Here is a 14,273-nt window from a genome sequence, read left to right as displayed (position 1 = left end):
AAAATGCCTCCGGCATTTTCTTTCGGGCCTGCCTCCGGCGGGGATATTTTGAAAAGAAGAAGGCGGTGATATCCTGAACTTCTTCTTTTCAGAAATATCCCGGGGGTCTGGGGGCGGCGCCCCCAGCCTATGATGTAATCAAGCCTGACCCAGCTTTTCCAGCCGCGCGGCGCGCAGCCGGGAGAAATCGTCGCCGGCGTGGTAGGACGACCTGGTCAGCGGTGTGGCCGACACCATCAGGAAACCTTTGCCGTAAGCCGCCTTTTCGTAGGATGCGAATTCATCGGGGTGCACAAACCGGTCGACTGCGTGGTGTTTCGGCGTCGGCTGCAGGTATTGGCCGATGGTGAGGAAATCGATATCGGCTGCGCGCATGTCGTCCATCACCTGATGCACCGCCTGCTTGTCTTCGCCCAGCCCCACCATGATGCCCGACTTGGTGAACATGGTCGGGTCCAGTTCCTTGACACGCTGCAACAGGCGCAGCGAATGGAAATAGCGCGCGCCGGGGCGCACTTCGGGGTAAAGCCCGGGCACGGTTTCGAGGTTGTGGTTAAACACGTCCGGTTTCGCTTCGACAATCGTTTCCAGTACCGAGGAATCGCATTTCAGGAAATCCGGGGTCAGGATTTCGATCGTGGTGCCGGGCGAACGGTGGCGAATGGCGCGGATGGTCTGGGCGAAATGGTCCGCGCCGCCGTCCTTCAGGTCGTCACGGTCGACGCTGGTCACCACCACGTGGTTCAGCCCCAGCTTCTGCACCGCGTCGGCGACCCGCCCCGGTTCGAACACGTCGAGCGTATCGGGCCGGCCGGTGGCGATGTTGCAGAAGGTGCAGCCGCGGGTGCAGATGTCGCCCATGATCATCATGGTGGCGTGGCCCTGGCTCCAGCATTCGCCGGCATTGGGGCAGCCCGCTTCTTCGCAAACCGTGACCAGGTTGTGTTCGCGCATGATCTTGTGGGTCTGCTTGTAACCGTCCGAAACCGGCGCCTTGACCCGAATCCAGTCGGGTTTCTTGGGCTGGGCATTGTCGGGGCGATGCGCCTTTTCCGGGTGACGTTGCTGAGGGATTTTCAGATCGCGCACGGGACTGTCCTGTTGTTTTGGCTGCTTCTACTATAGTTCGCCGATCAAGGAACCGCCAGCACTGCATAACCGTTATGCAGATCGGGCAGGACATAATGCCGCAGCTGCACGATTGTCGCGGGAAAATAACGACTTTCTCTCGATATGCCCATGAATTCTTACAACTTCTCTCAGGCTGCGCGTGCAGAAACGGGATTGCCGCCGATTTTAGAATGATTAAAAGGTAGCTCACCCGAAGACCCGAACAAAAGAGGATTTGCCAATGCAAGCTGGCCTGAAACTGCCCGACGTGACCTTCCACACCCGTGTGCGCGACGAATCCGTCGGCGGCCCGAACCCGTTCCGCTGGCAGGACGTGACCACCGCCGATTACTTCGCCGGCAAGCGCGTGATCCTGTTTTCGCTGCCCGGCGCCTTCACCCCGACCTGTTCGACCTACCAGCTGCCCGGTTTCGAAGAAAACTTCGGCAAGTTCGAGGATCTGGGGATCGACGAAATCTACTGCATGTCGGTGAACGACAGCTTCGTGATGAACAAATGGGCCGAAGCCCAGGGCATCAAGAACGTCAAGGTCATCCCCGACGGTTCGGGCGAATTCACCCGCAAGGTAGGCATGCTGGTCGCCAAGGACAACCTGGGCTTCGGCATGCGGTCCTGGCGCTATGCCGCCATCATCAATGATGGCAAGGTCGAAGCGTGGTTCGAAGAACCCGGTCGCGCCGACAACCACGGTGAAGATCCCTATGGCGAAAGCTCGCCGGAAAACCTGCTGAAGTATCTGGAAAACGCCACGGCCGACGTCGCCGCCGAGTAATCGCGTTACCAGTCACCGAACGGAACCCGCGGCGCCGCTTGGCCCGCGGGTTTTGTTTTGCTAGCCGGTCCGGGATGATGCGGCGGCCTGCCCGACCAGCCCCCGCGCCTTTTCGATCTGGTCCAGCCCGGCCGTGGTCAGGATCTCGGCCAGTGCCTCAAGCCAGGCACCGCCCCGGGTGGATTTACGATGGACCAGTCCGACCTGCCGCCCCGGCTCGGTCCCGGCGAAGCGCACCATCCGCAAGGTGGGGCTGGCCGGGGTTTCGGCGCTGATCGCCAGTTCCGGCATCAAGGTCAGCCCGAATCCCGCCGCCACCAGCCGCGTCAGCGTCGCCAGCGACGAAGCGCCCATGTTGATCTGGGCGTGGCCACGGTTGCGGCCGCAGATTTCAAGCGCCTGATCGGTCAGGCAGTGGCCGTCCTCGAGCAGCATCAGCTGGCTGTGGCCAAGCGCGTCGGGGCGCAGGTTTTCACGCATCGGCCCGAGGGCCTGCAGCCGTTTTTCGGTGCCCGCGAGCACGAAACGATCCTCGAACAACGGGACCTCGGCCATGTCCATTTCAAGCGTCGGCAACGCCAGCAGCGCCACGTCCAGTTCGCCCGCGCGCAATGCCTCGATCAGCTGGTCGGTCTTGCCTTCCTGCACCTGCACGTCGAGCCGGATATCACGCGAACGCAGCGCGGCCAGTGCGGCGGGCAGGACATAGGGGGCGATGGTGGGGATCATCCCCAGCCGCAGCTTGCCGGCAAGACCGTCGTGCCAGCGCGCCTGTTCCTTCAGCGATTGCATTTCTCCCAGCACCCGTTCGGCATGGTCGAGGATCTTGCGGCCGAACGGCGTCAGCGCAACATCCCGCGCCTTGCGTTCGACCAGCTGCTGACCCAGCTGGGCTTCGAGTTCACGGATCTGGACCGACAGCGCGGGCTGCGAAATATGCACGCTTTCGGCGGCGCGGCCGAAATTGCGCAGCTCGGCCAGTGCGATGAAATATTCCAGTTGCCTGAGCGTGATGTTCATAACTTCCGATTATCGTATTGCATCACGGAGGCAAAGGGGGCTTATCGTTGCCCGAAACGTGCTCGGTAGTCTTTTCGACTCTGGGGGTGTGACCCCCTGTTTCTTTTCCCGTCAGTTTCTATAGTTGAACCGAACAGACAACAGATTGATCCGCATGACTGAGCACAAAACCAACGGAACCCTAGATCGTGTGCGCGATTACCTCAAGCAGATCGTTTATGGCGGCAATGACGGGATCGTCACAACCTTCGCTATAGTCGCGGGTTTCGCGGGAGCACAGGCAGAGGGTTTGGTGCAGATCGGCGGGCTGGCCGTTGTGGTGTTCGGGCTGGCGAACCTCTTTGCGGATGCCGTCAGCATGGGGTTGGGCGAATTCCTGTCGGCCCGGTCGCAGCACCAGATGTATCGCCGCCGCCGGTCCGAACGGCTGGAAATGATCCAACGGGACCAGAGCGGTGCAACCGCCCGGCTGGCGGATCATTTCGGCAAACGCGGGCTGCCGCCGTCGGAGGCGCAACAGGCGGCCGAGGCGATGTCGAAACATGCGCCTATGATGGCCGACATGCTGCTGAGCCAGGAAAATGCCGGCGCCGCGCCGGAAAGCGAAAACCCGGCGCTGAACGGGCTGGTCACCTTCGCGGCCTTCGTGGTGTTCGGGCTGTTGCCGATCCTGCCCTACCTGTTTCGCACCGCCGATGAGGCCAGTTTCCGGTTGTCGCTGAGCCTGACCCTGCTGGCGCTGGCGCTTCTGGGTGTGCTGCGCGGCTGGGCGACGCGCGAAAGCTACGGCCGCGCGGTGACCGAAACGCTGGGCGTCGGGTCGATCTGCGCGGCGGTGGCGTTCTTCGTCGGCTGGCTGGTGGGCGGTTAACCGATCATCGCGGCGGATTCGCCCAGGTTTTCGTAGTGCATCTTCAACCGCTGCAAGGCGATGCGCAGAACGATCTTGCCCGACCACGCCGACCATCCCATCCGCTTTTCCGCGGCTTCCAGCCCTTCGAGGTAGCAACTGCAGCGCAAGGCGACATCGCCCAGCCCCGGCCCGAGGTCGCTCAGCGCACTGGCGACCCTTTCGCGCGCGGTGGCCCCTTCTTTTCCATCCCGCACGTCGCCGGGTTCGGCCGGCGACAGCACCCGGTCCCAGTCCTGGGGCGTCGGCGTTTCCATCCGCGCCAGCTCGAAATCTTCACGCAGCCTTTCGCCCGCCGCCACCAGGTCCGGGCTCAGGAACGGCTTGCCGTTCCGGTCCTTGCGCCGGGCCAGCAGCATCATCGGCGATTCCGCCGCGTTGTAGCGGTGGCGACGCAACGGTGCCTGTCCGGGGATTGAAGCGGTTCCCTCCCCATCATCGGGCGCCATATTGAAAGCGGTAGGTGCCTCTGCGAAGCCGGCCTGAGCACGGATTTCGGCCTGCGCCAGAAGCCGGGCCAGCGCGGCGCGCCCTTCGGCCGTGATGTGATAGCGCGATATTCGGCCCGGATCGGCGCAATCGATCCAGTTGTTCAGCGCCATCGCTTCGGCGATGCCGCGATCGACCACCGCCGTTCGGGTGTTGCCGCCGGTTTCATCCTCGCGCACCACGACCGCCTTTTCCATATCGGCCGCAACCGCCAACATGGCCGTCTTTTCGCACAGCCGTGGCAGGATACGCAGCGCCTCCTGCTTCAGGTGGGCCTCGTCCGGTAGCTTGCAGGCAGACGATTTTTTAAACATTCATTTGGCATTCCTTTTGAGTTTCGCTCCGAGGAAAACCAGCCCGGGTCTCACCGACATATTGGCCGCGCAACCGCTTGAGCGCTTCGTCCATCAACCGGTCATCGCGGCGGTTTTCGAGCTTGCGAATTTGCCGCATCACGGTCGAGGCATGACAACCCGAGCGCCGCGCGAGCCTGCGCATCGACAGCCCCCTTTCGGTGTGATCCAGGTAAAGCAGGACCGATCCGGGCACCCAATCGGGCAAATGTTTCGTACCAGGTTCCCTTCGCAGGCTGTCGGACATTTCAACTCTCCCAGGTCAATTCTAATGTCCTGGTTTTGCACAACTTTCCCCCAGAACCATCCACAACTGAAGCTTTCTAAGGCTAATCGTTGGTTAACGGCTTCCCCGGTTAGTTACGTTCTTCCCAAAATGTGAATCACATTGGAATGATCTGTTCGGTCGTCCGTCCGCGACGCAACACCCTCTATGGTGGTGCTACTTTTTAGCGGTGATTTTGAGCGGAGATGAAAAATGACCGATGTTTTTGGAATGCTACGCCGTATGAAGCGCCCTGGCCTGCTGATCCGCGCGGCGCGGAACGGTGCAGATCAATACAATCGAAACGAGCACTTGGCCCGCCTTCTGGAAATCGAGGCCTTGCCGCGAAGCGGGCTGGGCCTGATCCAGTTGATCGAGATCGAACGCGACTTGAACCTGCAGCGGCAGTCCGACCGCTGCAGGTATTCCTGCGCCCGTCATGTCGAGGTTCTGATCGCTATCATGGGCGAAGCGCGCCTGCTGCGCACATCGCTTCCCGATCTGACCGCGGTTCAGCCCATCGCGTCGGGCACCGAGGCCTTCTTGTCGGCCACATAGCCGGCGAGCGCTTCGGCCAGTGCCGGATCCATTGCCGGTTGCTGGTATTCGCCCAGCAACTTGTCCACCCGGGCCGAGGCCAATGCCATCGTGTCGCGGCTGCCTTCTTCGGCCCAGGTTTCGAACGGTTTGTAATCGAACACGTCCGAGCGCCAGAACGCCGACTTGAAATTCGACTGGGTATGGGTGCAGCCCAGGTAATGCCCGCCGGGCCCGACCTCGCGGATCGCATCCATCGCCTGCGCGTTTACGTCGATCGCCACCCCGGCGGCGAATTTGTGCAGCGCGCCCAGTTGATCGGCATCCATCACGAATTTTTCGTAGGACGCCACCAAACCGCCTTCGAGCCAGCCACAGGCGTGCAGCATGAAGTTCACGCCCGACAGCAATCCCATGTTCAGGCTGTTGGCGGTTTCATAGGCCGCCTGCGCATCGGGCAGTTTCGAACCGCAGAACGACCCGGACGACCGGAACGGAAGGCCCAGACGGCGGGCCAGCTGACCGGCGCCGTAGGTGATATGGCTTGCCTCGGGCGTGCCGAATGTGGGGGCCCCGGAATTCATGTCGATCGAGGTCACGAAGGCGCCCATGATCACCGGCGCGCCCTTGCGGATCAGCTGGCTGTAGGCGACGCCGGCCAGAACCTCGGCCAGAACCTGCGTCAGGGTGCCGGCCACCGATACCGGCGCCATCGCGCCGCCGACGATGAAGGGCGACACGATGCAGGCTTGATTGTTGCTTGCATAGACTTCCAGCGCGCCCATCATCACGTCATCGAAGGTCATCGGCGAATTGATGTTGACGAGCGACGTCATCACCGTGTTGTCCTGCACGAAGTCCTTGCCGAACAGGATTTCGCACATCTCGACGCTATCGCGCGCCCGTGACGGATCGGTGACCGAGCCCATGAAGGGTTTGTCGGACAGCGTCATGTGCGCATGCAGCATGTCGAGATGCCGCTTGTTCACCGCTACGTCGGTCGGTTCGCAAACGGTGCCGCCGGAATGGTGCAGCCATTTCGACATGTAGCCCAGTTTCACGAAGTTGCGGAAATCTTCCATCGTGGCGTAGCGGCGCCCACCCTTGACATCATGCACGAAGGGCGGGCCGTAAACCGGTGCCAGCACCAGGTTCTTGCCGCCGATTTCCACGTTGCGTTCGGGATTGCGCGCGTGCTGGGTGAACTTCGCCGGTACCGTCTTGCACAACTCGCGGGCCAGACCACGGGGAATGTGAACCCGTTCGCCCCTCACGTCCGCCCCGGCGTCACGCCAGCGTTGCAGCGCGGCGGGATTGTTGACGAAGTTGACGCCGATCTCTTCGAGGATCGTTTCGGCATTGGCTTCGATAATCTCGAGCGCTTCGTCGTTCAACACCTCGAAATTGGGGATGTTGCGTTCGATGTATTTCGCGGTCTCGAAGGACACCGCGCTGCGTTGCGCCCGACGCGCCGCGCCTCCGCCTGTCCTTGACCGCCGACGTGCTGTTGTCTCGTTCATCTCGTCCTGCCTTTGTCCTATGCGCGCAGCGGAAACCGCCTTTGCCACATGTTTAAGCCAAAGAAGGCGTCACGGCCTGCGCGAATTGCGGCTTCCAAGGGAAAAATACGACATTGCCGGGCGGGCCTCTGGCCGGTTATATTCGAAAAAACGCATTTTATGTTTACATTTACACATGCGCATATAATTATCCATTTCGGAGCACCGCGCCCTGGAAACACATAATGAGGCCGGTCTTCAGGGTTTTTACCCGTCTGGGAGGAGAAAATATGACAAGACAATTCGCCGGCCGGCGCCCCTTGGGCGTTCTGGCCACAACTTCGCTCGTGCTATTCGCAGCCCCGGCTGTGGCGACCACCGGGTATTTTTCCAACGGCACAAGCGTTGAATCGAAAGGCATGGCCGGGTCCGGCGTCGCCATCGGCACCGGTGTCATGGGATTGACCGCGAATCCCGCCATGGGCACCCGTTACCCCGATCAGGCGGGCGCCTGCCTGAGCCTGTTTTCGCCCAAGCGGTCGACCACGATCACCGGCATGGGAACCTTCGACAGTGACAAGGAATTCTTCCCCGTCCCCTGTGGCGGCGGCAATTTCCGGTTGGAAAACGGATCGACGCTCGGCGTGCTGATGTACGGCAACGGCGGCATGAATACCGAATATCAGACCAACTTCTTCGGCGGCGGCGTGATCCCCGGGCCGTTGGGGGTGAATCTGGAACAGCTTTTCATCCAGGTGAACTATGCCACCGATCTGGATAACGGCCTGTCGCTGGGCTTTGCCCCGATCATCGCCGCGCAGCGGTTCTCGGCCACTGGCCTGGCGGGTTTCGGCGGCTTTTCGGCGGATGCAACGGCGCTGTCTGATAATGGCGACGACTGGTCGTTCGGCGCCGGCGCCATGGTCGGCGCGGTGATCAACGCGGGCAACGGGTTTACCTTCGGCGCCAGCTACCGGTCGCGGATCTACATGGAGCCGTTCGAGAAATATTCCGGCCTCTTCGCCGAGGGCGGCGATTTCGACATTCCGGCAACCGCCAAGGTCGGCCTGTCCTACACCCCGCAATCGAACGCGGCCTGGACCTTAACCGCGGAATGGGAACGGATTTTCTATTCCAAGGTCGCAGCTCTGGGTAATCCCTTCCCGACCGCCAGCCCGCTTGGCGCCGCCGACGGCCCCGGTTTCGGCTGGGACGACATGGACGTGATCCGCATCGGCGCCGAATACCGCGCCAGCGACAAATGGACGGTGCGCGGCGGCGTGTCCTACAACACGATGTTCACCGATTCTTCGCAGGTGACGCTGAACACGCTGGCACCGGCAACGCCGCAATGGCATGCCACGATCGGCGGCACGATGCGGATCAATGACCGGCGTGAATTCCACGTGTCTTATTCCCACGCCTTCGACAATTCTCTGTCGGGGGTGATGGCCCTGGACGGTGTAACGCCGATTTCCACCCAGATGAGCCAGGACGAACTGTCCGTCGCCATGACCTGGAAATGGTAACCGTCTGACCATCGGACGATTCCGCGCGGGGCCTTAAGGGGCCTCGCGTTTTTCTTTGCTTCATCTCCTGTCCCGGGCCGCAAATTCCAGGATCAGGCGGTCGATGGTTTCGGGAACCTCACCGTCCATGAGATGACCGGCCTCCACGGTTTCGACAGTCACATCCGGCATGTCCTGAACCAGCGCCCGCGCCTTTTCGACATCCCCGACAAGGTTGTCGCGCATTCCGAAAACGAACATGGTCGGCACTGTAACCCTCTGACGCTCTTCGGCTGAAAATGGCAGGGGTGCGACCTTTTGCGGGAAAACGCCCTCCATCAGCAGCGGGAACCATTGCGCGTATTCGGTCCTAAGCCCCTCGTCATTGCTGAAAGCCCAGCGGAAAGTCGCGTCTTGTAGCCAGCGAAACGGAAACATCTGCGTCAGCGTAATCCGGACGATAGCGCCTACCGCGCCCGAATACCCCATCGGACCCAGCAAGATCATCCGCGACACCCTCTCGGGGTGGTGAAGCGCAAGGTAGGTTGCAATGAAACCGCCTTCGGAGGCGCCGACCACGACGGCACGGTCTATCCCGAAATGATCCATGATCGCTCTGTAATGTTCTGCCTGATCCCGCCCGTTCTTCATCCTGTGCCGCAGGGTGTCGTATTCGCTCAGGCCCGCGTCGCCGATCAGGTCGATTGCATAGGTTCGATAAGGGCCGCTCAACGCACCGATATTGTGGTACCACGACCAGCTTCCCACACCCGAAGCGTGTAGCAGAAGCATTGGCGGTCCGTCAGTCGGGCCGCTCACCAGCACATGAACGTTGCCGTAATCGGTTGCAGCACTGACGGAAACATACGGGGCCGGCCAGTCGGCGAGCTTTTCCCGATACATGGCGTGGAACCGGTCGCGGATTTCCTGGCTGGCATAAATGCTGTCGCGGCTGTTCGAGGCGGTGATAAACCCGAAAGCGCCGAGCGCGGCGATGATAATGGCGGCGCGACGCAGGATCGCGCGCCCCTGCCCGCCCCGCCGTTGCACAACATGACCGAGCGCGGGCGACACCGCGACGGCGGCTAGGACAAGAAGAACCGCACGCCCCGGGCTTCCGGTTGTGGCCATGCTCGCGGCGAGCAGCAGCAACAGGGCGGCGAAGGCGTAGGCGATGGGACGGACGACGGAAACCATTGAGCACAGGATTTCACTGCGGCGCTCGCGCTGCCTTGCGGTGGATCAATCCTACTGCCTGCGGTACCGACAGAATTGGCAAACGCACCGGAAATCCGATCCGAGGGCATCGCGGTGCTGTCCTGCATTGACCTTGCACGGCTTCGGCCCTACTAGGCAAACATGACACAGACATCGCATGACCGCCTTCTCATCATAGACTTCGGAAGCCAGGTGACGCAGCTGATTGCGCGTCGTCTGCGTGAACTGAACGTCTATTGCGAAATACACCCCTATCAGAACGTCACCGACGCGTTTCTGGCCGAATTCGGGCCGAAAGCGGTGATCTTCTCGGGCGGGCCCGACAGCGTGATGCGCGACGGGTCTCCGCGGCCGCCGAAAACGGTCTACGATCTGGGCGTTCCGATCCTCGGCATCTGCTATGGCCAGCAGGTGATGATGCACGATCTGGGCGGCAAGGTGGAAGCCGGCGAACACGCTACCGCCGAATTCGGCCGCGCCTACGTGACGCCCTCCGAGGACCGTCCGGAATTCCTCAACGGGTGGTTCCTGGAAGGCAAGGAACAGGTCTGGATGAGCCACGGCGACCACGTGGCCGAAATTGCCCCCGGGTTTGACGTCTACGGCACCTCGCCCGGCGCGCCCTTCGCGATCACCGCGGACCTGTCGCGCAACTTCTTCGCGGTGCAGTTCCACCCCGAAGTGCACCACACCCCGAACGGCGCGACGCTCTACGAGAATTTCATCAAGCTGGCGGGGTTCAGCGGCGACTGGACCATGGGCGCCTATCGCGAAGAGATGATCGAGAAGATCCGCGAACAGGTCGGCGACAAGAAGGTGATCTGCGCCCTTTCCGGCGGCGTCGACAGTTCGGTCACCGGCATCCTGCTGCACGAAGCGATCGGCGATCAGCTGACCTGTGTCTTTGTCGACCACGGCTTGCTGCGCAAGAACGAGGCCGAGCAGGTCGTCCAGATGTTCCGCGAGAACTATAATCTGAACCTGATCCATGCCGATGAATCCGACCTGTTCTTGGGCGAACTGGAGGGCGTGTCCGACCCCGAGGTCAAGCGCAAGACCATCGGTCGGCTCTTCATCGACGTGTTCCAGAAATACGCCAACCAGATCGAGGGGGCGGAGTTCCTCGCGCAAGGCACGCTCTATCCTGACGTGATCGAATCCGTGTCCTTTTCGGGCGGGCCGTCGGTCACCATCAAGTCGCACCACAACGTGGGCGGGCTGCCGGAAAAGATGGGGCTGAAACTGGTCGAACCGCTGCGCGAACTGTTCAAGGACGAGGTGCGCGCGCTTGGGCATGAGCTGGGTCTTCCGGCCTCGTTCATCGGCCGGCATCCCTTCCCCGGGCCGGGCCTGGCGATCCGCTGCCCCGGCGAGATCAGCCGCGACAAGCTCCGCATCCTGCGCGAGGCGGATGCGGTTTACATCGACCAGATCCGCAAGCACGGGCTTTATGACGAGATCTGGCAGGCCTTCGCCGCCATCCTGCCGATGCGCACGGTGGGCGTGATGGGCGACGGGCGGACCTATGATTACGCGCTGGCGCTGCGGGCGGTGACATCGGTCGACGGGATGACGGCGGATTATTACCCGTTCACCCATGAATTCCTCGGCGAGACCGCGACGCGGATCATCAACGAGGTGAAGGGCGTGAACCGGGTGTTCTACGACTGCACCTCGAAACCGCCGGGCACGATCGAGCTGGAATGATGCTTGGCTGAGGGGCGGCCAAAGGGGGCTCTGCCCCCGTCGCCCCTTGGGCGACTCCCCCGGGATATTTTTGAACAGAAGAAGCGATTTGGGGGGAAGATGACGGCCGGGGCGGATGTTTTGAAGGCGGCGCTGTGGATGAGCGGCGCGATTGCCTCCTTCACCTCGATGGCGGTGGCCGGGCGCGCGCTCAGTTTCGAGCTCGATACCTTCGAAGTCATGATGTATCGCAGCTTCGTCGGCATCTGCATCGTGATGAGCGTGGCGCTGGCAACCGGCAGGCTGGGCCAGGTCCGGCGCGACAATCTGGGCCTGCACCTGATCCGTAACCTGTTTCACTTCACCGGTCAGAACCTGTGGTTCTACGCCATCACCGTGATCCCGCTGGCGCAGGTTTTCGCGCTGGAATTCACCTCGCCGCTTTGGGTGGTGGTGCTGTCACCGCTGCTGCTGGGCGAACGGATCACGCCGATCCGGGCCATCGCCGCGCTGATCGGCTTCGTCGGCATCCTGATCGTCGCCCGTCCCGGTGCCACGCCGCTGGAATTCGGCCAGGCCGCGGCGGCGATGGCGGCGATCGGGTTTGCCTGCACGGCGATTTTCACCCGCAAGCTGACGCGGCGGGAAACCATCATCAGCATCCTGTTCTACCTGACCGTCATGCAGGCCGTGTTCGGCGTGGTCTGCGCCGGGTTCGACGGCGACATCGCTGTGCCCTCCGCGCAATCGCTGCCCTGGCTGGTGCTGATCGGCTGTGCCGGACTCTTGGCGCATTTCTGCTTGACCACGGCGCTGTCCCTGGCCCCGGCCAGCGTGGTGATGCCGATCGATTTCACCCGGCTGCCGATCGTGGCCGTCGTCGGCATGCTGATCTATGGCGAGATGGTCGACATCTGGGTCATTGTCGGCGCGCTGGTGATCTTTGCCGGCAACTACCTCAATATCTGGGGCGAAACCCGGCGGTGAGAAACGCAACAATCGGATTGAACGCGCCCTGCCCGCGCGCCAGTGTCGCCGCATGACGCAGAAAACGCTTTCCCTGCGCGCCTTGGTCCGAATTGCTGCTGCTAGCGGCGATCTGGGGCGCGTCCTTCCTGTCCACCGCGCTGGTCCTGCGCGAGCTTGGTTACCTGAGCACGGTCGCGCTGCGTCTTTTCGGGGCGGCTGTGGTGCTTTGGGCGGTGGTGCTGATCCGCGGCCTGCCGGTGCCGCGAGACCTGCGCATCTGGGGCGCCTTCGCGGTGATGGGGCTGCTGAACAATGCCGTGCCCTTCACCCTGATCACCTGGGCGCAGCAACATATCCCGACGGGATTGACCGGTATCCTTAATGCCTCGACCGCCATATTCGGCGTGCTGATGGCGGCGCTGGTGTTCGCCGATGAACGGCTCAGCCGGCGCAAGCTGACCGGGATCACGCTTGGCTTTGCCGGTTCGGCGATGGTGATCGGCCCCTCTGCCCTGACCCAGTTCGACCCGACCTCGCTGGCGCAGCTGGCGATGCTGGCCTCTTCGGTCAGCTACGGATTGGCGGGCAGCTGGGCGCGGGCGCGGCTGGGCGGGTTGCGGCCGCAAGTGGCCGCCGCCGGGATGCTGAGCATGAGCACTCTCATGATGATCCCGGTCGCGCTGTCGATCGAGGGCATTCCCGATCTTTCCCTTGCCGCGCCGAGCTGGATGGCGCTGCTGTACCTGTCGGTGTTCGCCACTGCCGGGGCGTACCTGCTGTATTACCGGGTGCTGGCGATTGCCGGGGCTGGCAACCTGATGCTTGTCACGCCGCTGCTGACCCCTTTCGCCATCCTGTTGGGCGCGCTGGTCCTGGGCGAAGACCTGCCGCCGCGCGCCTATGCCGGGTTCGTCCTGCTGGCCGCCGGGTTGCTGGCGATCGACGGGCGGGTGCTGCGGCTGGCGGAGCGAAAGCGGAATAGGGTTTGACCCCTTTCGCGGCCAAAGCTAATGCATTGGCAACGAAACGGGGTGACTGAATGATCTATCAAAACGCCAGGGACTGGCTGGACGCGCCGAAGAAGCGGGTGCTGTTTTTCGGGATGTCGGGGCTGGGCAAGACCTATGTGTCCAATGTCCTGCGCGATCACGGCGACTGGTTCCACTATTCGATCGATTACCGCATCGGCACCCGCTACATGGGCGAGTACATCGCCGACAACGCCAAGCGCGAGGCGATGAAGGTTCCCTTCCTGCGCGACCTGCTGATGTCGGATTCGATCTATATCGGTTCCAACATTACCTTCGACAACCTGACCCCGGTCGCGGCCTATCTGGGCAAGCCGGGCGATCCGGCCAAGGGCGGGCTCACTTACGCCGAATTCACCCGCCGCCAGGAACAGTTCCGCCAGGCCGAGATCAAGGCGCTGATGGATACCCCCTATTTCATCGAACGGGCCGAGGCGCTGTACGGCTATCCGCATTTCATCTGCGACAGCGGCGGGTCGATCTGCGAATGGGTCGATCCCGAGGACGCGAATGACCCGGTGCTGCGCTCGCTGGCCAATTCCACGCTGATGATCTGGATCAAGGGCGACGAGGCCCATACCGAGGAATTGATCCGCCGCTTCGACAAGGCCCCCAAGCCGATGTCCTATCAGCCGGCTTTCCTTGACCGGGTCTGGCACGAATACCTCGACCTGTTCCAGCAAACCGAAGACGAGGTCGATCCGGACGATTTCATCCGCTGGACCTATGCCCAGGCGCTGGCGCACCGGCAGCCGCGCTATGCGGCGATGGCGAAAAACTGGGGCATCAGGGTGACCGCGGACGAAATCGCACAGGTCAAGACCGCCGGGGATTTCGAGGATCTTGTCGCAAAGGCCCTTGAGAGGGGCTGATCCCCGTTCTATCTAA

General features: G+C 62.2%; 14 protein-coding genes. 8 read left to right on the top strand and 6 right to left on the bottom strand.

Translation table 11 applies throughout. From position 1 onward, the window contains the following. Nucleotides 1-138: 138 nt before the first annotated feature. Nucleotides 139-1,089: a lipoyl synthase gene (lipA, locus tag IT775_RS01580; RefSeq protein WP_212699305.1), complete on the bottom strand. Its 951-nt coding sequence runs from the start codon at nucleotides 1,087-1,089 to the stop codon at nucleotides 139-141. A 262-nt stretch (nucleotides 1,090-1,351) separates the two neighbouring features. Here lipA and IT775_RS01575 point away from each other — a divergent pair, with 262 nt between their 5' ends. Further along, nucleotides 1,352-1,903: a peroxiredoxin gene (locus tag IT775_RS01575; protein WP_212699304.1), complete on the top strand. Its 552-nt coding sequence runs from the start codon at nucleotides 1,352-1,354 to the stop codon at nucleotides 1,901-1,903. A gap of 60 nt (nucleotides 1,904-1,963) precedes the next feature. Here the strand turns inward: IT775_RS01575 and IT775_RS01570 are convergent, their stop codons facing one another. Further along, nucleotides 1,964-2,923: a hydrogen peroxide-inducible genes activator gene (locus tag IT775_RS01570; protein WP_212699303.1), complete on the bottom strand. Its 960-nt coding sequence runs from the start codon at nucleotides 2,921-2,923 to the stop codon at nucleotides 1,964-1,966. A 154-nt stretch (nucleotides 2,924-3,077) separates the two neighbouring features. Between IT775_RS01570 and IT775_RS01565 the strand changes: the two genes are divergently transcribed. Continuing rightward, complete coding sequence (locus IT775_RS01565) at nucleotides 3,078-3,794, top strand: VIT1/CCC1 transporter family protein (protein WP_212699302.1); 717 nt, start codon at nucleotides 3,078-3,080, stop codon at nucleotides 3,792-3,794. Here IT775_RS01565 and IT775_RS01560 read toward each other — a convergent pair. Together IT775_RS01560 and IT775_RS21535 are read right to left on the bottom strand one after the other, a co-directional pair. Continuing rightward, on the bottom strand, nucleotides 3,791-4,636 hold the full coding sequence (locus IT775_RS01560) for a DUF6456 domain-containing protein (protein ID WP_343231095.1): 846 nt from the start codon (nucleotides 4,634-4,636) through the stop codon (nucleotides 3,791-3,793). The genes IT775_RS01565 and IT775_RS01560 overlap by 4 nt on opposite strands. After that, on the bottom strand, nucleotides 4,629-4,820 hold the full coding sequence (locus tag IT775_RS21535; protein ID WP_343231094.1) for a hypothetical protein: 192 nt from the start codon (nucleotides 4,818-4,820) through the stop codon (nucleotides 4,629-4,631). The genes IT775_RS01560 and IT775_RS21535 overlap by 8 nt, the downstream gene beginning before the upstream one ends. 333 nt (nucleotides 4,821-5,153) lie before the next feature. Between IT775_RS21535 and IT775_RS01555 the strand changes: the two genes are divergently transcribed. Next, nucleotides 5,154-5,498: a DUF6477 family protein gene (locus tag IT775_RS01555; RefSeq protein ID WP_246525215.1), complete on the top strand. Its 345-nt coding sequence runs from the start codon at nucleotides 5,154-5,156 to the stop codon at nucleotides 5,496-5,498. Here IT775_RS01555 and IT775_RS01550 read toward each other — a convergent pair. Continuing rightward, entirely contained in the window at nucleotides 5,453-6,997 is a 1,545-nt protein-coding gene (locus IT775_RS01550) for a trimethylamine methyltransferase family protein (protein WP_212699300.1), read from the bottom strand. The genes IT775_RS01555 and IT775_RS01550 overlap by 46 nt on opposite strands. Nucleotides 6,998-7,266: 269 nt before the next feature. Between IT775_RS01550 and IT775_RS01545 the strand changes: the two genes are divergently transcribed. After that, on the top strand, nucleotides 7,267-8,505 hold the full coding sequence (locus IT775_RS01545) for an OmpP1/FadL family transporter (RefSeq protein WP_212699299.1): 1,239 nt from the start codon (nucleotides 7,267-7,269) through the stop codon (nucleotides 8,503-8,505). 60 nt (nucleotides 8,506-8,565) lie between these two features. Here the strand turns inward: IT775_RS01545 and IT775_RS01540 are convergent, their stop codons facing one another. After that, the gene (locus IT775_RS01540) at nucleotides 8,566-9,681 is read right to left on the bottom strand and encodes an alpha/beta fold hydrolase (RefSeq protein ID WP_212699298.1); all 1,116 of its coding nucleotides are present in this window, start codon (nucleotides 9,679-9,681) and stop codon (nucleotides 8,566-8,568) included. Between the two features lie 162 nt (nucleotides 9,682-9,843). Between IT775_RS01540 and guaA the strand changes: the two genes are divergently transcribed. From guaA to IT775_RS01520, 4 genes are all read left to right on the top strand, one after another. Further along, nucleotides 9,844-11,409, top strand: coding sequence for a glutamine-hydrolyzing GMP synthase (gene guaA / locus IT775_RS01535; protein WP_212699297.1), 1,566 nt, complete (start codon nucleotides 9,844-9,846; stop codon nucleotides 11,407-11,409). Between the two features lie 99 nt (nucleotides 11,410-11,508). Beyond that, entirely contained in the window at nucleotides 11,509-12,375 is an 867-nt protein-coding gene (locus IT775_RS01530; protein WP_212699296.1) for a DMT family transporter, read from the top strand. A gap of 92 nt (nucleotides 12,376-12,467) precedes the next feature. After that, entirely contained in the window at nucleotides 12,468-13,346 is an 879-nt protein-coding gene (locus IT775_RS01525; RefSeq protein ID WP_212699295.1) for a DMT family transporter, read from the top strand. Nucleotides 13,347-13,396: 50 nt separating this feature from the next. Next, complete coding sequence (locus IT775_RS01520; RefSeq protein ID WP_212699294.1) at nucleotides 13,397-14,257, top strand: ATPase; 861 nt, start codon at nucleotides 13,397-13,399, stop codon at nucleotides 14,255-14,257. The last annotated feature ends 16 nt before the right edge of the window (nucleotides 14,258-14,273 follow it).

It is taken from the genome of Thalassovita aquimarina, assembly GCF_018219815.1.
GTDB classification, from domain to species: Bacteria; Pseudomonadota; Alphaproteobacteria; order Rhodobacterales; family Rhodobacteraceae; genus Thalassobius; species Thalassobius aquimarinus.
This window is presented reverse-complemented; position numbering and strand designations above follow the sequence as displayed.